The following is a 20,472-nucleotide window of genomic DNA, read 5'->3' as shown; positions in this document are numbered from 1 at the left end:
ATCTAATGGGATTACATGCAAAGGACGGTACCAAAAATGATTTCAGCTAAAATTGAAAACGGATTACACGAGTTACTTTCAGGCAACAACGTAAACATACAGCCTTCAGTGGCGGAACTTATTGAAAAAGCTACTTCCCGTGGAGAAGCGAAACTTTCCGCAGACGGCGCACTTACTGCCGAGACAGGAAAGTATACTGGTCGTTCTCCTCAGGACAAATACATTGTCGAAGAAGATTCTTCAAAAGAGAAAATCGACTGGGGCAAAGTGAACCGCCCGATTTCATCTGAAATCTTTGATTCATTATATAAGAAAGTTCTTACCCACTTAAAAGCGAAGGAAGAGCTTTTCGTATTCAAAGGCTTTGCAGGAGCTGATAAGAACTCTCAGCTATCCATCCAAGTCATCAATGAATTCGCATGGCAAAACCTGTTTGTCCATAATCTCTTCATCCGCCCTACCGCAGAAGAATTGAAAACGCATGAAGCACAATTCACAGTTATTGCTGCTCCGACGTTCAAGGCGGATCCTACAGTGGACGGAACAAAATCCGAAACCTTCATCATTGTATCACTTGAGAAGCGCATTGTGTTGATTGGCGGTACGGAATATGCGGGAGAAATGAAAAAATCCATTTTCTCCGTCATGAACTACTTGCTTCCTGAGCGAGGAATCCTTCCAATGCACTGCTCAGCTAACGTTGGCAAAGAAGGAGATGTCGCTTTGTTCTTCGGCCTTTCCGGCACAGGAAAAACGACGCTTTCCGCAGATGCTGACCGCAAGCTGATCGGTGATGACGAGCACGGTTGGTCCGAAAATGGCGTGTTCAATATCGAAGGCGGCTGCTATGCGAAAACGATTAGCCTTTCACAAGAAAAAGAACCAGAAATTTACGGAGCGATCCGTTTCGGTTCGGTCTTAGAAAACGTCGTCCTGAATGAAACGACGCGCCAGCCGGATTATGACGATAATTCATTGACTGAAAATACGCGTGCAGCGTATCCGATCCATTATATCGACAATATTGCAGTGCCATCAGTTGCGGGACATCCTAAGACGATTGTCTTCTTGACTGCAGATGCATTCGGTGTATTGCCTCCGATCTCTAAATTGACGAAGGAACAAGCGATGTATCACTTCCTGAGCGGTTTCACGTCGAAACTTGCAGGAACTGAGCGCGGCGTCACGTCACCGGAAGCAACATTCTCTACATGCTTTGGTGCTCCTTTCCTTCCATTGCCTGCGACGGTTTACGCAGAAATGCTAGGTAAGAAAATCGATGAACATGATGCACAAGTATTCCTCGTCAACACAGGTTGGACTGGCGGAGTTTACGGCGTAGGACAGCGTATGGCATTGAAGCATACACGCACGATGGTCCGCGCAGCGCTTGCTGGCGAATTGAAAAATACAGAATTCGAGACGAATGCAATTTTCGGTCTAGCAATGCCTAAAACCATTGCCGGTGTACCGACTGAAGTATTGAACCCTCGCAATGCATGGAGCGATCCACTAGCTTATGATCAAAAAGCAAAAGAATTGGCGGATCTTTTCCGTGACAACTTTAAGAAATTCGGTCATGTTTCTGAAGAAATTACTGAAAAAGGCGGACCAATCGCCTAATTAATATAGAAAAATTAACGATCCAGGTGCGATTTTTGCACCTGGATTGTTTTATCTTTCGGCATGCAATTGATTTTCTCCCATAAAGTTTGCTCAAATATAATTTTGCATAGAAACACTAATTCTGCAGACAATAAATTGAGTGATTTCAAAGAGGGAGAGTAAAATATGACAACTGCTTATAAAGGTACAAATAAGTTGATTATAGGAATCGTATTTGGTGTATTGACATTCTGGTTATTTGCACAATCAATGGTGAACGTTGTTCCTGCAGTTCAGAACGATTTAGGTATTTCCTCCGGGACTGTAAACATTGCAATTAGTTTAACTGCACTTTTTTCTGGAATTTTCATTGTGGCGGCAGGTGGCCTTGCTGATAAAGTCGGGCGGAAGAAAATAACAAATGTAGGTCTTATTCTAAGTATCATTGGTTCCCTTTGTCTAGTTTTTGCAAATGGGGCATTCTTACTCATTATTGGCCGAATCATTCAAGGTTTATCGGCTGCGTGTATTATGCCTTCAACGATTGCCTTGATGAAAGATTATTTTGAAGGGGCAGAACGTCAACGGGCACTAAGTTACTGGTCAATTGGTTCCTGGGGTGGTTCTGGCGTCTGTTCATTATTTGGCGGAGCAGTTGCAACATATTTGGGATGGAAATGGATTTTCATTTTCTCCATCATTTTTGCAATTCTTGCCTTGTGGTTACTTAAAGACACTCCTGAAAGTAAAGCAAAACAAACCGGTAACTCCAAGTTTGATGTTAGCGGCCTGATTGTATTTATCATCACAATGTTAGCTTTGAATATTTTCATCACACAAGGTGATGAACTTGGTTGGACTAACTGGATTACGATTGTTTTGATAGCCGTTGCAATTATTGGCGCTTTTGCTTTCATTAAAGTTGAGAATGGCAAGGAGAACGCATTAATTGATTTTAAATTATTTAAAAACATGCCTTATACAGGGGCAACTATTTCAAACTTCTTGCTCAATGCTGTGGCTGGAACGCTTGTCGTTGCAAATACGTATGTACAGCAAGGACGAGGATTTACATCCTTCCAATCGGGTATGCTTTCCATCGGTTATTTGGTAGTCGTACTTTCCATGATTCGCGTCGGTGAAAAGATTCTTCAAAAAGTCGGCGCAAAAAAACCAATGGTTTGGGGTACTATATTTACACTCATTGGTGTTGGCGTGATGGGGCTCACGTTTTTACCGGATCTCGCCTATACTGTCATCGTATTTTTAGGTTTCGCTGTGTTTGGATTTGGATTAGGAATTTATGCGACCCCTTCCACCGACACTGCCGTCTCAAATGCACCGGATGAAAAAATAGGTGCCGCTTCCGGCATTTATAAAATGGCAAGTTCCCTCGGTGGAGCTTTTGGAGTCGCGATTTCAGCTACTGTATATGCCGTCATTTCAGAAAACAGCGGTGTACATGCAGCAGCAACTGGAGGTATCATTGCCAACGTCATTTTCGCAGTGATCGCATTGTTATCAATTATCTTCCTCGTTCCAAATGATGCTGTTAAACGCAAAGCTTAACAACCATTACGGTTGCCTCTAAAAGGGATTGAAATCAAATTGATTTCAATCCCTTTTGTCTTATTAGACGCACTAATTAACAAACGTTAGACTACGGACGTTGTTTTCCGTTCCGGGCGACGCTTTCCGGGGGGCTTGCCCTCAGCCTCCTCGTCGCTTTGCTCCTGCGGGGTCTTCACGCTTCGCTGATCCCCCAGGAGTCGCCGCCCGCACTCCAATCAACTGGAAATCCTTTAAGACAGGGGCAGCCTCCATAAAAGCTAGGCTGGCGTTTTGTAAGCATGAGTGAGCGGAAACGACACTTGTTCGATGATTCTCTGGACTAATGGTTCAAGCAAATTGCTGTCCTGGACATTCCCCGGTGTAAAGATGTTTGCGAGAACTATCCTTTTTCATCCGTGGCAGCGTGAAAAAGAATAAGCGAACTGCTTTGTCCGTTCATCTTTAACGTAATAACCACTTTCCGGGTCTGTTGTCGACTCCTTGATCTCCTTATTCTCTTCTTTTACAAACAACCTTCTTCTCAAACTTTCACTTATTCGCACTCGCTTTCACATGGGTCGAATCAATGAAGATATGATCCGGACGGAGAAGTGAGGAACCTCTGTATGAAAGCCGAAGCCTAGAACCAGCGATATGCCACATTAGTTTCAATTTCCTTGATTGTCTGGCGCATGGATCGGATGCCGAAGGTATATTGAATGAATGTCATCTTGACCTCATTGAGTAAATAGAAAACACCGTTGATTGGAGCGGAGAGCGGCGACTCCTGCGGGAACAGCGCGAGCTGAAGACCCTGGACTGAGCGAAAGCCGTTACGTAGAACGGCTTTTGCGAGCATAGGCTGCCTTAATTTCTGCAAAGAACGCAGAAATTAAGGCAAATCGAACCCTTCGTTGTTCGATTGGCTGAAGCCGTGCCCGCGGAAAGCGTCCGCTCGTAGCGCAAATCAACATTGTAGCTTTATCTCTATTTTAAAAGAAAAGAGACTGGAGGCAAACACCAAAATTCATGATGTTTGTCTACAGTCTGAAATAACCATTAACGGTTTTTTTGTATTTACTTTATTCATTCCCTTGCCGTCTCATCCAATCACATAAATCCCGTACGATCTGCGCATTATGCGCGGTCGGGAAGTAATGGGTATAGTCGGGGAAATACCAGGTCTCGTACTCCTTATCCTTCTCGCGTAAAGCATCTTCAAGCAATATCGCCTGCTCAAACGAAACATTTTCATCCTTCATGCCGTGGATAATCAAAATTGGAGCATTGATTTCATCCACCCTGAATAAAGCCGTCCGTTCACGATATGCTTCAGGCATGTTATTTGGAGTGCCGCCGATGACACGCTTCATCATCCGGCGCATATCCTCGCGTTCATTATATGTAAAGATGACATCCGAGACACCGGCCCATGTCACAACAGAAGTGATATCTTCTCGCAAAATTGCTGTCCAAAGAGCCATGATGCCGCCACGGGAGAATGCATAAAGATGAATCCTATCCTTGTTCAGCTTCGAACTTTGCTTCAACACTTCAACTGCATAGACCGCATCTTGCCGATCGTCTCCTGCGAACTCGTCACGCCCTTCTCCGCCCCTGTTGCCACGGTAATAAGGAGCAAATACGACAAAACCTTGTGAAGCGAACTGGGCAATCCGGGCTGGACGGACCATCCCCACATGTTGCATGCCCCCGCGCAAATAGATGATCCCTTCGTAATTTCCTCCACTTTTCGGTTCAGCAAGCAGCCCCTTCACCTTCAGCCCATCCGACCAATACGTTATTTCTTCAAGACGGATATTCGGATTTGGTGAAGGATACTCCCTCCGGTGGAAAATTGCTCCGTTAGGAAACATATGCATCCACCCACTTTCGTATTTTTGCCATTCCGGCATCTTTCATATGGAAACTCAACTCTTCGCAGCTTGCCAATTCATCATCGGTCATCCACAATGCGCCTTCCGTTTCATACAACTGTGGATTTTCATCAATGCTGGACACTTTTCCTGTAAATACCGCTTTGCAAAAAGTTACATTGCTCATGACGACGTATTCAGCAAACTTGACGAGCTCTGTAATGGTTACACCTGTTTCTTCAATCGTTTCTCGAATTGCGGCTTCTGAAATCGTTTCTCCGTCTTCCGCTTTACCACCGGGAAATTCGATACCGCGGACGGAGTGGCGAGTAACGAGCCATCTCCCCTCATGCTTCAGCACAACGAGCACATGTCTCGCTTCCATGCCTAAGCAATTTTCGCCGAAGGTCAGCTCGACTTGTGCTCCTTGCAAATCCCGAAATGTAGTTGCTATTTGACTTCACGTCCTTTCGCGCTCAATTGGATGGCTGAACGGGAGCTGAAGTGATCAATGGCCTGCCTTTTGTAAAATACGGCAGCTGTTCAATGAACTTCTTCGTTTCATCATCCGTGAATTCATGGATCAATGCATAAAGCATCATTGTCCTGCGATCGACATCATGATTGTCCCTGTCATAATGGTAAGGGATATAGGGCAAATGGGATCGCAAGAAGTTGCGGAATTCAAGTCTGTCCATCTGATTAAATAGTTGTTGGAAAACCGGCAGAAACTCCCGGCTCATCTCCACCTCGTATTCCCAAGGCGAGGCATGCTTATGTGGATAGATTTGTTGATTAGCAATCGATACGTACATTCTAACTTTGTCGTTTTCCATGTGACCCATCCTTTTTTGTCGTAGTATGGGTCACTTTGGATAAACAATGCAATACTTTAAATTAAATTTGCCTCATTCGCAACGCGCTCCACGGCGTTAGCAACATTTTCATGCACTGCTGGATCCAATGGATGCGGAACGAGATCACCCGGTTTTGTACTGTCCAGAATTGCGAGCGCAGCAGCAATGAGCATCGGATATGTGATTTCTTTCGCATGCGCATTCAAAGCACCTCTGAAAATTCCAGGGAAGCCTAGAATATTATTCACTTGCCTGCCATCCGCAGCAAATGCAGCTCCTGCCTCTAATGCCGCTTCCGGATCAATTTCCGCATTGGGATTGGACAGTGCCAAAATGATTTGTCCTTTGCGGACCATTTCAGGTTTGATCAATCCTTGCACGCCAGTTGTAGCAATAACAATATCGCAAGTCTGCATGATCTCTTCGACTGATTCCAAAGCGATTCCGCCATGTTGTTTCAATCTGTCGACCGCCTCTGGATTTGGGTCCACACCGCGCATGTCCTTCACGCCATATGCCATGAACATTCTACTGATTGCAAGGCCAGCAGCACCCAAACCAATTTGCCCAACGACGGATTGAGACAATTCCACTCCCGATTGCCTGCATGCCGAGAGGGCTGAAGCGAGCGTGACGACAGCTGTGCCGTGTTGGTCGTCATGCATGACCGGAATATCCAGTTCCGCTTTTAGACGCTCTTCGATTTCAAAACAATGCGGTGAGCCGATATCCTCTAATAGAATCCCTCCGAAGCTTTGGTGAATATGCTTGACGGTTTCCACCACCTCATCAGGATCGCTCGTGTTGAGCAAAATCGGAATACCGCTTATACCCGCGAATTGGTCAAACAGGACCGCCTTTCCTTCCATGACAGGCATGCCTGCGACAGGTCCAATATTGCCTAGACCTAAAATTGCCGTCCCGTCCGTCACAATTGCGACCGTGTTAGAGATTCCGGTGAAATATTCGGCTTGTACTGGATCGTTTTGAATCACTTTGCATACGTTCGCAACTCCTGGCGTGTAAATCCTTCGTAGATCTCCCAAGGATCGGACTTCCACCCGACTCTTCATCGCAATTTTTCCGCCTTCATGCGCATGCAAAACATCATCCGTAACAGCATGCACTTGAATCCCTTCTCCAATCGCATTAATTGCTGCTACAATCTGCTCCAACTGCTCCTCGCTCGTGCACTGAACGGAGACATCCCTAATTGTCGATAATGTTCCGACTTTAATTGTTTGGATATCTCCAATATCACCTTTCAATTCACCGATCGCCAAAGCTACCTTTGCAAAATTTCCAGGCTTTGATGGCGTTTCAATAATTAAATTCCTTATGAATTGGATATGTGACATGATGTCGCCTCCTATATGATTCCTATAACTTCCCGTACCCCATTTTACACATAATAAGAGGAGTCAACAAAAATAAAGTGCGGATTCCCTAGATTAATAGGAAAACCACACTCTATTTCATGCTTTCAAGACCAAATCATCAATTATTGTCTTCACCAAGAAATGCGTTCAACATCCATTGGTGCTTTTCAATGCTTTGATACGTAGCATTCAAGATATCCTCGGTCATATCATCGCCGTCTTTTGCCGCAGCCTCCATACCTTTTTTCAAGGACTTCATGATTTTATCGAAGTCGTCGGCGATTGTTTTCACCATATCCTCGGCTGTTTCATCACCCTTCGCCTCTTTTACGACCGATTGCTCCAAATGTTCTTTTAATGTTGCTGTAGGATTTCCGCCAAGCGTCAAGATCCTTTCAGCGATTTCGTCCATATGTGCTGTCGCCTCATTGTAAAGCTCCTCAAATTTTGCATGGAGCGTGAAAAACTGCTTCCCTTTTACGTACCAATGATAATTATGCAGTTTCGCATACACGACTGACCATGTGGAGACTTGTACATTTAATTCTTCCATTAATTCCTTGGACATAAAAAAACCCCTCTTCAATTTCTTATTCATAATGCTTCTCTCTGTTAATTTACCACTGAAACAAATAAAATAAACATACAGAAGAAAGCTGGGTGCCTAACATTGAAAACAATCTTGATCGGTATAATTAAAATTTATCAAAGAATCATCTCTCCACTCACTCCGCCATCATGCCGGTTTTATCCAACCTGCTCACATTATGGAGTGGAGGCTATTCAGAAACACGGCGCATTAAAAGGATCGATGTTAGCAGTGAGAAGGATTCTGAAATGCCACCCTTTCCATGAAGGCGGTTTTGATCCGGTTCCCGAAAAGAATGACAATAAAACATAACTTTTCCGGCCTTGGCCGGTTTTTTTACTTTTAAGTTGCGAAAACTATTGCTATCTTGTATTATAAGAAAGCAGTTAAATCGTAATCATTACTATTAAGTTGGCGGAGGATTTACTTATGAAAAAGAAATCGCTCGTTCTTCTAGCACTTATAATGATATTGCTCATTGGTGCCTGTGGGAACAAGAAGGATAAAGGCAAGATGGACAACGGCAATGATGGGAAGTTAACCGTATTCACGACTGTCTATCCTCTACAATACTTTACGGAGAGGATCGGCGGAGATTTTGTCAATGTTACGTCCATCTACCCAGCAGGAGCGGATGAGCATTCATTCGATCCGACACAGAAGGACATGATCGCGCTATCCGATGCGGACCTGTTCTTTTATATAGGACTTGGACTTGAAGGATTCGTGGAAAATGCCCAAAAGACATTAAAGAACGAAAAAGTGGAATTCGTAGCAACTGCGGAAGCCATTCCGGAAGATCTCCTGGAAGCAGGACATGAGGAAGAAGGACATGATGAGCATGACGAAGAAGGGCATGACCAGCATGCCCACGGCCAATTCGATCCCCATGTATGGATTTCTCCAAAGTTGAGCATCGAACTCGCTGCCTCTATAAAAGAAGCGCTCATTTCAACTATGCCCGATCAGCAAGAGGCTTTTGAAAAGAATTTCGATCTTTTGGAAGATGACTTGATGGAATTGGATGAGCGTTTCAAGGAAATGGCCAACAAAGCCAAGTCAAAGACCTTCTTCGTATCGCATGCAGCGTTCGGCTACATTGCAGATGAATACGGTTTACAACAAGTGGCGATTGCCGGATTGAATTCCCAAAGCGAACCATCCCAAAAGCAGCTTGCTACTATTGTTGAAGAGGCAAAAGAGAAAAATGTAAACTATATATTATTCGAACAGAATGTTTCCTCAAAGTTGACGGAAGTCATCCGAAAAGAAATCGGCGCAGAATCTTTGATGCTCCATAATTTAGGCGTCCTCACGCAGGAGGATATTAACAAAAATGAAACCTACTTTACGCTAATGGAGCGCAATTTGAACGTGCTTGAAAAAGCGCTTAGCAACTAATGCAAAAAGCAGTGTTAGAATCCCTAGGTGGATATCCAACACTGCTTTTTCATTTGCGTAAAGCCCATTCTTTCAGTTCACGGCGAAGTAACTTATTCGAGGCATTGCGCGGCAGCTCTTCTACAAAATGGAAGGCGTTTGGAATTTTATAACCGGCCAGCTGTTTTTTACAATGCTTTTCTAAATCTTCCCCTGTCAGATATTCGTCGCCGCCTACAATGAACGCGACTGGCACGCTGCCCCATTCAGGATGATCTACTCCGCACACACCTGCTTCTTTTACGTCAGGATGCAACATAAGTACATTTTCTATTTCAGCGGGATATATGTTTTCGCCCCCGGAAATAATCAGATCGGATCGTCTATCGACAATGAATAAGTAGCCTTCCTCGTCGATATACCCGATATCCCCTGTCGGCAGCCAGCCTTCCTCCAATGGCTCCCTGTCGGATGCATGCCCGATATATCCCGGTGTAACGTGAGGCCCCATAACGAGCACCTCGCCAAACTCCCCAGGTTGTTGGGCATCTCTGATCATGATCCGATTGAAAAATAAAGGCTTGCCCGCAGACCCGGATTTCCGTAAGGCGTCCTCGGAAGTAAGTGTTGCGGTTTGGGAACTCGTTTCCGTCATTCCATAAGTTTGTAGGACCGGCAGCCTATGGTTAACCGCTCGACGCAAGTAATCATCCGGCACTGGGCCACCGCCAGCTAGCATCGACTGAAATGAAGAGTGGGCAGCCGACCCATTTTTCTCGAATTCATCCAGAATCCTGTGCAGCCCTGTCGCAACAACGGAGATTCTTGTCACAGTCCCCTTTTCAATCTCCTTTACAATTGATGCTGCATCGAATTTTTCATACAACCGTACGCCCATTCCATAAATGACGGACCTTGCTAGTATGGAGAAACCGCTAATATGGAACAACGGCATCGTACAAAGCCAGATATCATCCTCTGACAATCCTAAATTCAATACCGAGGACACCGCACTTGATGTATGGTTGCCGGCCGTCTGTCGGACACCTTTCGGAAAGCCTGTCGTCCCTGACGTATACATGATTGTAATCGTCCTTGACGGTTCCCACATTTCCGTATACGTGGCAGGTTGCATCTCACTTATTCCAATTGCAGAAAATAAAAGCTTCGGAGTGCCGACCTGCTTGATCAATTCAATAAATGCATCATCGGCTAACAAAGTCGATGCACCGCTATCATTCAATTGCCAGGAAATCTCTTTGGAGGATAGCCTGCTATTCAACATTACGATTTCGAGCCCTGCCAACAGACAGCCATGGATAATAAAAACCATCTCGGGTGTCGAGCGGCCCAATAAGGCAATCCGATCCCCTTCGTTAAGACCGTTCCAACGTAATTTCTGGGCAATTATATCTGCCTTTTCCAGTAATTGACGGAATGTCCATTGCTCGTCCCCAAAGGACAGGGCCATCCGATCGGGCGTCAAATATGCCCTCTGCAATAACCAATTTGGAATCATATGCTCACCCTCCTTCTCGAATAGAAAAGCTGCCTATGTGAACAGGCAGCTTGGATGATTTGATTTACAATGCTAACACGATTAAGGGAAACGCGGGAATTGGCCGAAATCAGGCTTGCGCTTCTCTTTAAATGCGTCGCGTCCTTCTTTCGCTTCTTCCGTTGTATAGTAAAGCAATGTTGCGTCTCCAGCCAGTTGTTGAAGACCAGCTAGTCCGTCCGTATCCGCATTCATCGCCGCTTTGATGAAACGAAGCGCAGTCGGGCTCATTGCGAGCATCTCTTCACACCATTGAACCGTTTCATCTTCCAATTGCTCATAAGGGACAACTGTGTTGACAAGACCCATATCCAATGCTTGTTGTGCATCATATTGGCGGCATAGATACCAGATTTCCCTTGCTTTCTTATGACCGATGATGCGAGCCAAATAACCCGATCCATATCCAGCATCGAATGAACCGACTTTCGGTCCAGTTTGTCCGAACCGTGCATTATCCGCTGCGATCGTCAAGTCACATACGACATGCAATACATGGCCACCGCCGATTGCATATCCCGCAACCATTGCGACTACCGGCTTCGGAATGACACGAATCAATCTTTGCAGGTCAAGGACATTCAAACGAGGAATCTCGTCATCCCCGACATACCCTCCATGACCGCGTACAGATTGATCGCCTCCTGAGCAAAATGCCTTCTCGCCTTCTCCAGTCAAGATGATGACGCCGATGCTTTCATCATCCCGCGCACGAGAAAATGCATCGATCAGCTCCATTACAGTTTTAGGACGGAATGCATTGCGTACTTCCGGACGGTTGATCGTCACTTTTGCAATGCCGTTGTACTTCTCATATTTGATATCTTCATATGTACGGATCGTTTCCCATTGACGTGTCATTTTCTTCCTCCTCCAATTAGTGATCTTGCAAATACTCCATAACCATTGTAGCAAACAATTGCGGTTTTTCCACGTGAATTGCATGTCCCGCCCCTGGAACGACAGCATGTCGCCATGTAGGAGAAAGTCCGTTCATTTCCCGGGCAATTGCTACAAATTTCGCATCCAATTGACCTGTTATAAGAAAAACAGGATTTGGCATCGAATGAAGGGCCTTCCAATAGGATTCCTGGCTTCCCGTTCCGATTCCTATCAGACTGTTGGCCAATCCGATTTCGTTTTGCTGTAGTCTTTCCTCCCTGATCGTCCTCCTTTTTTCTGCAGGAAGACTTTTTTGCGAAGCAAACAGGGGGATATTCTCCCATTTATCGACAAAAGAAGTGATGCCTTCCTCAATTATCTTACTTGCCAGCAACTTGTCCGCCGCCTTCCGTGCGGCTCTCACTTGTTCTTCCGACAAGCCGGGAGACGAGCTTTCGAGTATCAAAGCCTTCACACGTTCTGGATACTTGATTGTGTACGCGAGTGAAATGCGTCCGCCCATCGAGTAACCTGCCAAATAAAAGGAATTCAATCTCAAATAACCAAAAAGAGCATCCAGATCTTCAATCTGCTCCTCCATTGAATAGCGCTCGGGTTTGTACGGGATGCTAGTTTTTCCGTGCCCTGTTAAATCTATGGCAATCGTCCGATACTTCCCTATGAATTCTCTCCGAACTTCATTCCAAGTGGAGGCAGTTCCTGTAAAACCGTGTAGAAAGACGATTGCGGGCAGATGAGGATCCCCTTCCATCTCGACATGGATTGAAAGTCCACGTACGGGGACTTGAAGGTCAATCATTTCCTTCAAGCCCTTCAATGATGTCAGCCCAATAAGCACGATGCGCCTTTACATTCACCGGCCTGCTTGTGAACACTTCAATGATGCGTACGTCTTTCGTCTTTTCTTTTTGTATTTCCGCCTTGAACTCATCAATTGTGTTTACGGCAGCGTACTGCGTGTCATACATGGCGCCGATATGTTCGAATGTCAAACCTGTAGGTGTCCCGAATAGTTCTTCAAAATGGTTGGTTACGCCTGCCTGGGGAAGATAAGAAAAAATACCTCCACCATCGTTATTCAAGATGACAATCGTCAAATTCGTCTTATGGAACCTGGATACGATCAATCCGTTTACATCGTGTAAAAAGGACAAATCGCCAATTAGCAGATACGTAGGTCGTTTCCGTGCCGCTTCAATGCCGAACGCCGTAGAGACAACGCCATCAATGCCGTTTGTTCCCCTGTTGGAAAAAACGGTAATATCTTTCTCAGTCTTACAGAAAAATGTATCTACATCTCGGATTGGCATGCTGCTGCCGCTTATTAGATCACTGCCATCCGGAAGCATGTCTAATAATGTTTTCACAATGACACCTTCATCTCCTGCAGTGCCTTCATACCGTCTCGTAGCCGTCTCGGCGAATTCATCAGCCGAAGCCCACGTCTCGCTGTAGACGGTCGTTTCCTGCTGTCCTGGCACGTCATAAATCGCCTCCGGTGATGACTGCAGGTGATGCGTAACTACACCTAGCGAATCTCGGAATTCCGGTGATTCATCCACAGCTGCGAACACTTCAGGCCGGTGTTTCTTCAGAAATAAAGACAATGGCTTCGAAACCGGCTGTGCTCCGAAACGGATGACCGTGTCAGGCATTGCCTCCGACTGGAATGCTTCACTTTTCAGCAGGGCATCATAATGGACGATACAAAGTGGCCTGCAGTCTTCAGGCACTTCAGATCTCAAATTGGATAAAGGATCACATAACACAGGCCACTGCAATCGCCGTGCAAAATTCCAGAATGCATCCTTATCAAATCCGATAGGCAACTCCCCAGCGATGATCAGCCCTTTTTCAGTCTTTGAAAAAAGAGCGGCCAGTGATTGTTTCTGGCTAATTGTGAGGTTAATATCGCCATGGATCCTTTCAACGAAAGTCGATGCCTTCGGTTTTCTGTCGAAATCGATCAGTAACGGCTCCCGCAATGGAATGTTCAAATGGATCGGCCCCATCGGTTTTGTCATCGCAACGGAAACGGCACGATTGACATGCCTTTCTAAAAACCAATCCAACTCTTTATTGTCCTCCGCCAATGGCAGGTCGACACTGAATTTCACATGCTTGCCGTACATGTTCAATTGATCGATTGCCTGAGGGGCTCCCACGCCCCTCAGTTCATGCGGCCGGTCAGCCGTCAGGACAATCAGCGGGATGCGGGCGTAGAACGCCTCAGTGATGGCAGGGTGATAGTTTGACGCCGCCGTTCCCGAAGTGCACAGTAAGACAACCGGTCTGCCGGTTGCCTTGGCTAAGCCGAGTGCGAAATACGCTGCTGACCTCTCATCCACTTGCATATATGTCTCCATTTTTTCTGAGGCAGCAAAAGCATAAGCGAGCGGCGTTGAACGGGAACCCGGACTGATAACGGCCTCTCTAACGCCTGCCTGCAATAACGTATCTGTCAATCGTAAAACGTGGTCTGTTAACACTCGTCGTTCATCCATTCAACTTTCCCCCTAACGCCCTCAATACCGGTCTGAATTTCACCCACGTCTCGTCATATTCCAGTTCGGGAACGGAATCCGCAACGATTCCTCCTCCAGCATACAAATATGCCCGATCCGAATTGAGTAAACCGGAACGGATGGCAACTGCAAATTCCCCGTTTCCTGCGGCATCTATCCAACCGATAGGAGCAGCGTAATACCCTCTATCCATTTCTTCCTCGTGCCGAATGATTTCCAATGCGACATTTGTCGGGACTCCTCCCAATGCCGGCGTCGGATGCAGAGCTTCTACGAATGAGAAGATATCGTTCTCCTCTCCGAGAGACCCCTCAACAGATGTATACAGATGTTGGATATCCCTGATCTTCATCAATTTCGGCGTCTTCGGAATGAGCACTTCACTGCAATACTTATTAAAGATATTCGAGATCATGCTCACGACATGCTGATGCTCTTCCCGGTTCTTTCGGTCACTCAAGAGCGCTTCACCGAGCTGCCGATCTTCCTGTGCCGATTTTCCGCGACGGATCGATCCGGCTACACATGCCGAGTAGGCTTTCCCATTCTTAATTTCAATTAGACGTTCAGGCGTCGCACCAAAGAACAGCGACTTCCCTATCTGAAGGCCGAAATGATAGCTCTCCTGCTGTTCATTCGTAATTGCATGCAGTGCTTTGACGCTATTTACTTCCTGCTCAAATTGAAGTTCAAGCGCACGGGCGATGACAACTTTGTCCGCCTTGCCTTTCTGTATTGCTTCGGTGGCATTTTCTACGGCTTTCAAATACTGATCTTTGCCCCGCTCCGTCATTTCGATGACCTTATTTTGATTCGCAAAGTCAAACTCTTCCACCTGAGCGATATGAATCAGCTTGTCGCGCTCATCCCGGAGCCTCTCAAAGTCCAATGCGGCTTCTTTACGGTTCGTAATCATATTGATGGAAACGAAAGTCTTTCCTTCCTCAATTTTCAATTGGAAAGAAGGCACAACGAAATGACCGGACGGGAATTCTTCCCACTCCGATTCCTTTCTGTTTTCCTCATCAAATGAAAATCCTCCAAAGAGGACTGGATCAATATCTTTTTCCTCTTTTATGAGAATGGAGCAAAGCTGTTTCCATTTCTCTGAAATGTCATTATATCGGCCGACGGTTCTCCCGGTTGCTAACGTATAGGCTTGTCCAATCCCTACAATCGTCAATGTCTTATCGGCGTTTTGCCAATAGAACCGACTGTCATTGTATTGCGATGCGCCTGCTTCAAAAAAAGACAAAGGTGCTATCCTTCCGACTTCGACAGTTTCCGTGAAGAAGCGAGTACTCGGGGATATCATCACTTTTTGCATCTCACGAACATCCGTCATCTTGTGACCCATCATATTCTCTCCTTTATCTTCAAACCATTATCTTGAAATGAAACACTTAGTATTTTTATCGAAGAATGAATTTCTTACTTCCATTATACCGGAATATCGGCATCCTCGCATAGATAATGCAAACAAGGATACCTCTTTTAGCCGTTTTGGAGTACAATGGATAACGGAATCATAAGGATAGGAGAGAATACATTGCAACATACTATAAAAGCTGATTCCGGATGGCGAATCTGGTGGCAGCTTACGAGACCCCATACGCTGACTGCGGCTTTCGCTCCGGTTTTTCTAGGAACAATGATTGCTTTAACTCACGGAAAACTCCATTTCCCGTTATTTTTCGCCATGCTGATTGCCAGCCTTTTCATTCAGATGGCTACCAATATGTTTAATGAATATTACGATTTCAAACGTGGATTGGACAATGAAAACTCTGTTGGAATCGGTGGGACAATCGTTCGGAATGGCGTACAGCCAAGAACGGTCTTAACTATTGCACTTGCGTTATATGCAGTTTCAGTACTCATAGGGATTTATATTTGCATGGAGACTTCCTGGATGCTAGCCCTGGTCGGAGGCATCTCGATGCTGATCGGTTATTTGTATACCGGGGGACCGCTGCCGATCGCATACACACCTTTTGGAGAGCTTGTTTCAGGCGTAGTCATGGGAATGCTGCTGATTCTGATTGCCTTCTATATTCAAACTGGCGCAGTAACAACAGACGCAGTGCTCATTTCCATTCCAAGCATGCTCCTCGTCGCTGCGATCATGATGGCAAATAACATCCGTGACCTGGAAGGTGATAAAGAAGGCGGTAGGAAAACGTTAGCCATTCTAGTTGGAAGATCTAATGCAATTACCATCCTTGCTTCCTTCTTTATCGTCTCTTATTGCTGGATAATCATACTTATGGCTTTAGGATATCTAACCCCGTGGGCATTGCTCGTATTTCTAAGTGTGCGTAAACCGATACATGCGATTGCCACCTTCCGCACACACTTGCTGCCATTACAGGTCATGCCTGCAATGAAAGACACAGCCGTCACAAATACATTATTCGGTTTATTATTAGGTATCGGCATTCTAATTGGACATTATTTATAAGTACTTTGATGGACTTGCACAGTTATTTGGCAAGTCTTTTTTTTGTCTGTATTTGTCTTCCATGTTTAGTTCATCGATTCAAAAGGAATTGAGAAGGTACAATGCTTCATTGCTATGAAGTCATCGGGCTCTGACCATACTAATGCAACTAACATAAAAGGATGTGCTGATCATGTTAACGAATGAACAGAAAGCGGAACTCAAAGAAAGTTTGCTTGAAATGAAATCCCAATTGCAGAAAACCGAGAGTACAACCGACATTAGAGATTCTGCTCGCGAGGAAGTCGGGGAATTATCAACTTATGATAATCACCCGGGAGACATGGGAACTGAACTTTTTGAAAGAGAAAAGGACCTAGCCCTACATGTTCATGCAGGAGACGAATCAGATAAAGTGGAGAATGCTTTGAATGCTTTAACCAATGGCACTTACGGATATTGCGAAGTCTGTAATAATGAAATACCCTTTGAACGGCTGGAGGCACTTCCCTATACGACTTACTGTATAGATCATACGCCTGAGAGGGATATTCCGAACGATCGACCATCGGAAGAGGATATTTTGATCATGGCCAATCCTAACACCTTTGCAGATAGAAGAGACCGCACTGGAAGGGAAAGCAATGAAAGAGACAGTGAAGACAGCTTTCAAGAAATCGCTAAATCGGGAACTTCAGAAACACCTTCCGATTTTATAGGAGATCATGATGACTATAATACTCTTTATGATGATGAAATATTGGACGGCGCGGTGGAAGAAGTGGAGGAATTCATCAGTACAGATATCACAGGCGAAACAAGAGGATTTGTAAGGTCGGAGATATCAGAGGAATATGAGGGCGAATTAGATGAAGAAGGGTTGGAATCACCTCTCGGAGACATCCCCTATCATCTTAGAGACAGCTACACAGGCGATAAATAAGAAAACAAGGACTGTAGCAGGTGTCGGTGATCATCGACTGCCTGCTACAGTCCTTTTTAGAGTTTTCTCGGCCTATGCATTCGGAAATGCTCATAAAATCGAATACTAACGCATAAACGCTTGGAATAGCGCATACTGTCGTAAGCTTGCGCATAAATCGAATTACATACGCAAAAACCTAGATAATGCCGCATAATTGCAGAGAAGCACGCATAAATCATGCTAGTGTACATTTACGAAGGTTATGCGGAAGTTTATGCGTCTGTAACTGCGGATACGCGTCATATTTAGCGTTTATGATTTATGACAGCATGTATGCGCACCTCTGAACATTTATGCGCTTCTCGCCTATGCATGTATTTCTAATCAAAATAAAAAGCAAGTGTATAAGAGAATTTCTCTCTTTCTACACTTGCTTACTAGTATGACCCCTACGGGATTCGAACCCGTGTTACCGCCGTGAAAGGGCGGTGTCTTAACCGCTTGACCAAGGGGCCATTAAGATATGGCGGAGAAGGAGGGATTCGAACCCTCGCACCGCTTTCGCGATCTACGCCCTTAGCAGGGGCGCCTCTTGAGCCACTTGAGTACTTCCCCGTATAAAATTGGCTCCGCAGGTAGGACTCGAACCTACGACCGATCGGTTAACAGCCGATTGCTCTACCACTGAGCTACTGCGGAATATGATGGGCCTAAGTGGACTCGAACCACCGACCTCACGCTTATCAGGCGTGCGCTCTAACCAGCTGAGCTATAGGCCCATGGAGCGGGTGAAGGGAATCGAACCCTCATCATCAGCTTGGAAGGCTGAGGTTTTACCACTAAACTACACCCGCAAAGAATGGTGGCTCAGGACGGAATCGAACCGCCGACACAAGGATTTTCAGTCCTTTGCTCTACCGACTGAGCTACTGAGCCACATTTGACTTGGATAGCTAATAATTTCTGAGTCACTTAGAAATCTGCAATCATCAAATCGTAACTGATATGTAATAAAAGAAAATGGCGGTCCCGACCGGGATCGAACCGGCGATCTCCTGCGTGACAGGCAGGCATGTTAACCGCTACACCACGGGACCATTTGGTTGCGGGGGCAGGATTTGAACCTGCGACCTTCGGGTTATGAGCCCGACGAGCTGCCACTGCTCCACCCCGCGATAATAATAATTTACATCTCGTATTCAGTTGTCCTAGGCAACCACTATTGCTGCTTTTAAGATATATGGCGGAGGAAGAGGGATTCGAACCCCCGCGGGCTTTAACACCCCTGTCGGTTTTCAAGACCGATCCCTTCAGCCAGGCTTGGGTATTCCTCCGTGATGACTATTCAAATAGTGGTGGACCTTGCAGGACTCGAACCTGCGACCGGACGGTTATGAGCCGTCTGCTCTAACCAACTGAGCTAAAGGTCCTTTAGGATGGCGGCAGAGGGGATCGAACCCCCGACCTTACGGGTATGAACCGTACGCTCTAGCCAGCTGAGCTACGCCGCCAGGAAAAGTATTAAAGTAATTTGGTGGAGCCTAGCGGGATCGAACCGCTGACCTCCTGCGTGCAAGGCAGGCGCTCTCCCAGCTGAGCTAAGGCCCCATAAGAAGTGGTCGGGAAGACAGGATTCGAACCTGCGACCCCTTGGTCCCAAACCAAGTGCTCTACCAAGCTGAGCTACTTCCCGATATTCATTAAGATAATGGCGCGCCCGGAAGAATTCGAATCCACAACCTTCTGATCCGTAGTCAGATGCTCTATCCAATTGAGCTACGGGCGCAAAATATAATATTTGTTTGGTGCCGAGAACCGGAATCGAACCGGTACGGTAGTCACCTACCGCAGGATTTTAAGTCCTGTGCGTCTGCCAGTTCCGCCACCCCGGCAAATGATTTGGAGCGGAAGACGGGATTCGAACCCGCGACCCCGACCTTGGCAAGGTCGTATTCTACCACTGAACTACTTCCGCATTGAAAGTGCGGGTGAAGGGAGTCGAACCCCCACGCCTTACGGCACTAGATCCTAAGTCTAGCGTGTCTGCCAGTTCCACCACACCCGCATATTCAGTTCAAGACAAGAAGTCAAGAAATGGTGAGCCATGCAGGATTCGAACCTGCGACCCTCTGATTAAAAGTCAGATGCTCTACCGACTGAGCTAATGGCTCAAAAGATGGTGCCGGCGATAGGAGTCGAACCCACGACCTACTGATTACAAGTCAGTTGCTCTACCAACTGAGCTACACCGGCAATTGATTATTTTGTAATATATGGTGGAGGATGACGGGTTCGAACCGCCGACCCCCTGCTTGTAAGGCAGGTGCTCTCCCAGCTGAGCTAATCCTCCATGTTGCAACTCTTACTTCAAAACCGTAAAGTTTGCAATCAACTTCTCACTACTATGTCAGCTTTGTTCGATCAGTTATGTAGCTTGTACATTTTGTATCGTTGTCTGCTTACTATGTAATGATTTAGTTGGCCTGGCGACGTCCTACTCTCACAGGGGGAAGCCCCCTACTACCATCGGCGCTGAAGAGCTTAACTTCCGTGTTCGGTATGGGAACGGGTGTGACCTCTTCGCCATCGTCACCAGACTTTATCGCCTTTCAATGAAGACAATATTGATTATACCAACTCTGACGAGATTTACAAGTCTTTTTTTAAAAAACTTATTTGAACGATGCTTATTCGTTCAAAACCGGATAAAACAGACATTTTCGCCCAACTTCAAGTTCAACCGTACTTAAATAACTTTAAGGTTAAGTCCTCGATCGATTAGTATCCGTCAGCTGCACGTGTCGCCACGCTTCCACCCCGGACCTATCCACCTCATCTTCTTTGAGGGATCTTACTTACTTGCGTAATGGGAAATCTCATCTT

Annotated in this window: 16 protein-coding genes, 20 tRNA genes, 2 rRNA genes and 1 pseudogene; 6 read left to right on the top strand and 33 right to left on the bottom strand. The window is 45.8% G+C overall.

Going from position 1 to position 20,472, the window contains the following annotated elements; translation table 11 throughout:
• Positions 1-36: 36 nt before the first annotated feature.
• Both pckA and M3193_RS00190 read left to right on the top strand, forming a co-directional pair.
• Positions 37-1,623, top strand: coding sequence for a phosphoenolpyruvate carboxykinase (ATP) (gene pckA, locus M3193_RS00195; RefSeq protein ID WP_251623576.1), 1,587 nt, complete (start codon positions 37-39; stop codon positions 1,621-1,623).
• 168 nt (positions 1,624-1,791) lie between these two features.
• The gene (locus M3193_RS00190) at positions 1,792-3,174 is read left to right on the top strand and encodes an MFS transporter (protein WP_251623575.1); all 1,383 of its coding nucleotides are present in this window, start codon (positions 1,792-1,794) and stop codon (positions 3,172-3,174) included.
• Between the two features lie 263 nt (positions 3,175-3,437).
• Here the strand turns inward: M3193_RS00190 and M3193_RS00185 are convergent.
• From M3193_RS00185 to M3193_RS00160, 6 genes and pseudogenes are all read right to left on the bottom strand, one after another.
• A pseudogene (locus M3193_RS00185) lies at positions 3,438-3,889 on the bottom strand (transposase); the annotation flags it as partial.
• Between the two features lie 349 nt (positions 3,890-4,238).
• Entirely contained in the window at positions 4,239-5,033 is a 795-nt protein-coding gene (locus M3193_RS00180) for an alpha/beta hydrolase family protein (protein ID WP_251623574.1), read from the bottom strand.
• Positions 5,023-5,466, bottom strand: a complete 444-nt coding sequence (locus tag M3193_RS00175; protein WP_251623573.1) for an NUDIX hydrolase — start codon at positions 5,464-5,466, stop codon at positions 5,023-5,025. Before M3193_RS00175 ends, M3193_RS00180 begins: the two co-directional genes overlap by 11 nt.
• 43 nt (positions 5,467-5,509) lie before the next feature.
• On the bottom strand, positions 5,510-5,869 hold the full coding sequence (locus M3193_RS00170) for a transposase (protein WP_251623571.1): 360 nt from the start codon (positions 5,867-5,869) through the stop codon (positions 5,510-5,512).
• Positions 5,870-5,925: 56 nt separating this feature from the next.
• The gene (locus M3193_RS00165) at positions 5,926-7,248 is read right to left on the bottom strand and encodes an NAD-dependent malic enzyme (protein WP_251623570.1); all 1,323 of its coding nucleotides are present in this window, start codon (positions 7,246-7,248) and stop codon (positions 5,926-5,928) included.
• Between the two features lie 139 nt (positions 7,249-7,387).
• The gene (locus M3193_RS00160) at positions 7,388-7,837 is read right to left on the bottom strand and encodes a Dps family protein (protein WP_251623568.1); all 450 of its coding nucleotides are present in this window, start codon (positions 7,835-7,837) and stop codon (positions 7,388-7,390) included.
• 102 nt (positions 7,838-7,939) lie between these two features.
• Here M3193_RS00160 and yidD point away from each other — a divergent pair, with 102 nt between their 5' ends.
• Complete coding sequence (gene yidD / locus M3193_RS00155) at positions 7,940-8,170, top strand: membrane protein insertion efficiency factor YidD (RefSeq protein WP_251623566.1); 231 nt, start codon at positions 7,940-7,942, stop codon at positions 8,168-8,170.
• Between the two features lie 117 nt (positions 8,171-8,287).
• A complete protein-coding gene (locus M3193_RS00150; protein ID WP_251623564.1) occupies positions 8,288-9,259 on the top strand; it encodes a metal ABC transporter solute-binding protein, Zn/Mn family in 972 nt (323 codons plus the stop codon).
• Positions 9,260-9,308: 49 nt separating this feature from the next.
• Here M3193_RS00150 and M3193_RS00145 read toward each other — a convergent pair whose 3' ends face one another.
• From M3193_RS00145 to M3193_RS00125, 5 genes are all read right to left on the bottom strand, one after another.
• The gene (locus M3193_RS00145) at positions 9,309-10,757 is read right to left on the bottom strand and encodes an o-succinylbenzoate--CoA ligase (RefSeq protein WP_251623562.1); all 1,449 of its coding nucleotides are present in this window, start codon (positions 10,755-10,757) and stop codon (positions 9,309-9,311) included.
• Positions 10,758-10,838: 81 nt separating this feature from the next.
• A complete protein-coding gene (menB, locus tag M3193_RS00140; protein WP_251623560.1) occupies positions 10,839-11,657 on the bottom strand; it encodes a 1,4-dihydroxy-2-naphthoyl-CoA synthase in 819 nt (272 codons plus the stop codon).
• Positions 11,658-11,673: 16 nt separating this feature from the next.
• Positions 11,674-12,498: a 2-succinyl-6-hydroxy-2,4-cyclohexadiene-1-carboxylate synthase gene (gene menH, locus M3193_RS00135; RefSeq protein WP_251623558.1), complete on the bottom strand. Its 825-nt coding sequence runs from the start codon at positions 12,496-12,498 to the stop codon at positions 11,674-11,676.
• Entirely contained in the window at positions 12,491-14,203 is a 1,713-nt protein-coding gene (gene menD / locus M3193_RS00130; RefSeq protein ID WP_251623556.1) for a 2-succinyl-5-enolpyruvyl-6-hydroxy-3-cyclohexene-1-carboxylic-acid synthase, read from the bottom strand. The genes menH and menD overlap by 8 nt, the downstream gene beginning before the upstream one ends.
• Positions 14,196-15,581: an isochorismate synthase gene (locus tag M3193_RS00125; protein ID WP_251623554.1), complete on the bottom strand. Its 1,386-nt coding sequence runs from the start codon at positions 15,579-15,581 to the stop codon at positions 14,196-14,198. The genes menD and M3193_RS00125 overlap by 8 nt, the downstream gene beginning before the upstream one ends.
• Positions 15,582-15,737: 156 nt before the next feature.
• Between M3193_RS00125 and M3193_RS00120 the strand changes: the two genes are divergently transcribed.
• Both M3193_RS00120 and M3193_RS00115 read left to right on the top strand, forming a co-directional pair.
• Positions 15,738-16,685 (top strand): 1,4-dihydroxy-2-naphthoate polyprenyltransferase, encoded by a 948-nt coding sequence (locus M3193_RS00120; protein WP_435372004.1) that lies wholly within the window; start codon positions 15,738-15,740, stop codon positions 16,683-16,685.
• Positions 16,686-16,857: 172 nt separating this feature from the next.
• Entirely contained in the window at positions 16,858-17,607 is a 750-nt protein-coding gene (locus M3193_RS00115) for a TraR/DksA C4-type zinc finger protein (protein ID WP_251623551.1), read from the top strand.
• Between the two features lie 425 nt (positions 17,608-18,032).
• Here M3193_RS00115 and M3193_RS00110 read toward each other — a convergent pair.
• The 22 genes from M3193_RS00110 to M3193_RS00005 form a co-directional block, all read right to left on the bottom strand.
• Positions 18,033-18,104 (bottom strand) — tRNA-Glu (locus M3193_RS00110).
• 9 nt (positions 18,105-18,113) lie between these two features.
• A tRNA-Ser gene (locus M3193_RS00105) sits at positions 18,114-18,204 on the bottom strand.
• A 9-nt stretch (positions 18,205-18,213) separates the two neighbouring features.
• A tRNA-Asn gene (locus M3193_RS00100) sits at positions 18,214-18,288 on the bottom strand.
• Between the two features lie 6 nt (positions 18,289-18,294).
• Positions 18,295-18,368 (bottom strand) — tRNA-Ile (locus M3193_RS00095).
• Between the two features lies 1 nt (position 18,369).
• A tRNA-Gly gene (locus M3193_RS00090) sits at positions 18,370-18,443 on the bottom strand.
• 6 nt (positions 18,444-18,449) lie between these two features.
• Positions 18,450-18,525: transfer RNA gene (locus M3193_RS00085), tRNA-Phe, on the bottom strand.
• A gap of 85 nt (positions 18,526-18,610) precedes the next feature.
• Positions 18,611-18,686: transfer RNA gene (locus tag M3193_RS00080), tRNA-Asp, on the bottom strand.
• A gap of 3 nt (positions 18,687-18,689) precedes the next feature.
• Positions 18,690-18,764: transfer RNA gene (locus tag M3193_RS00075), tRNA-Met, on the bottom strand.
• Positions 18,765-18,830: 66 nt separating this feature from the next.
• Positions 18,831-18,923: transfer RNA gene (locus M3193_RS00070), tRNA-Ser, on the bottom strand.
• 19 nt (positions 18,924-18,942) lie between these two features.
• Positions 18,943-19,019, bottom strand: a tRNA-Ile gene (locus M3193_RS00065).
• A 7-nt stretch (positions 19,020-19,026) separates the two neighbouring features.
• Positions 19,027-19,100, bottom strand: a tRNA-Met gene (locus tag M3193_RS00060).
• A 21-nt stretch (positions 19,101-19,121) separates the two neighbouring features.
• Positions 19,122-19,197, bottom strand: a tRNA-Ala gene (locus M3193_RS00055).
• 8 nt (positions 19,198-19,205) lie between these two features.
• Positions 19,206-19,282, bottom strand: a tRNA-Pro gene (locus tag M3193_RS00050).
• 16 nt (positions 19,283-19,298) lie between these two features.
• Positions 19,299-19,375: transfer RNA gene (locus tag M3193_RS00045), tRNA-Arg, on the bottom strand.
• A gap of 17 nt (positions 19,376-19,392) precedes the next feature.
• A tRNA-Leu gene (locus tag M3193_RS00040) sits at positions 19,393-19,481 on the bottom strand.
• A gap of 8 nt (positions 19,482-19,489) precedes the next feature.
• Positions 19,490-19,564, bottom strand: a tRNA-Gly gene (locus M3193_RS00035).
• 8 nt (positions 19,565-19,572) lie between these two features.
• Positions 19,573-19,654 (bottom strand) — tRNA-Leu (locus tag M3193_RS00030).
• 30 nt (positions 19,655-19,684) lie between these two features.
• A tRNA-Lys gene (locus M3193_RS00025) sits at positions 19,685-19,760 on the bottom strand.
• A 6-nt stretch (positions 19,761-19,766) separates the two neighbouring features.
• Positions 19,767-19,842 (bottom strand) — tRNA-Thr (locus M3193_RS00020).
• 21 nt (positions 19,843-19,863) lie between these two features.
• Positions 19,864-19,939, bottom strand: a tRNA-Val gene (locus M3193_RS00015).
• Positions 19,940-20,070: 131 nt separating this feature from the next.
• Positions 20,071-20,186: ribosomal RNA gene (gene rrf / locus M3193_RS00010) — 5S ribosomal RNA — on the bottom strand.
• A 161-nt stretch (positions 20,187-20,347) separates the two neighbouring features.
• Positions 20,348-20,472 (bottom strand): 23S ribosomal RNA (locus M3193_RS00005); the annotation flags it as partial.

Origin of the sequence: Sporosarcina luteola (assembly GCF_023715585.1) — a bacterium.
GTDB lineage: Bacteria > Bacillota > Bacilli > Bacillales_A > Planococcaceae > Sporosarcina > Sporosarcina luteola_D.
The sequence above is the reverse complement of the archived record's forward strand: the minus strand, read 5'-3'. Positions and strand labels throughout refer to the sequence as shown.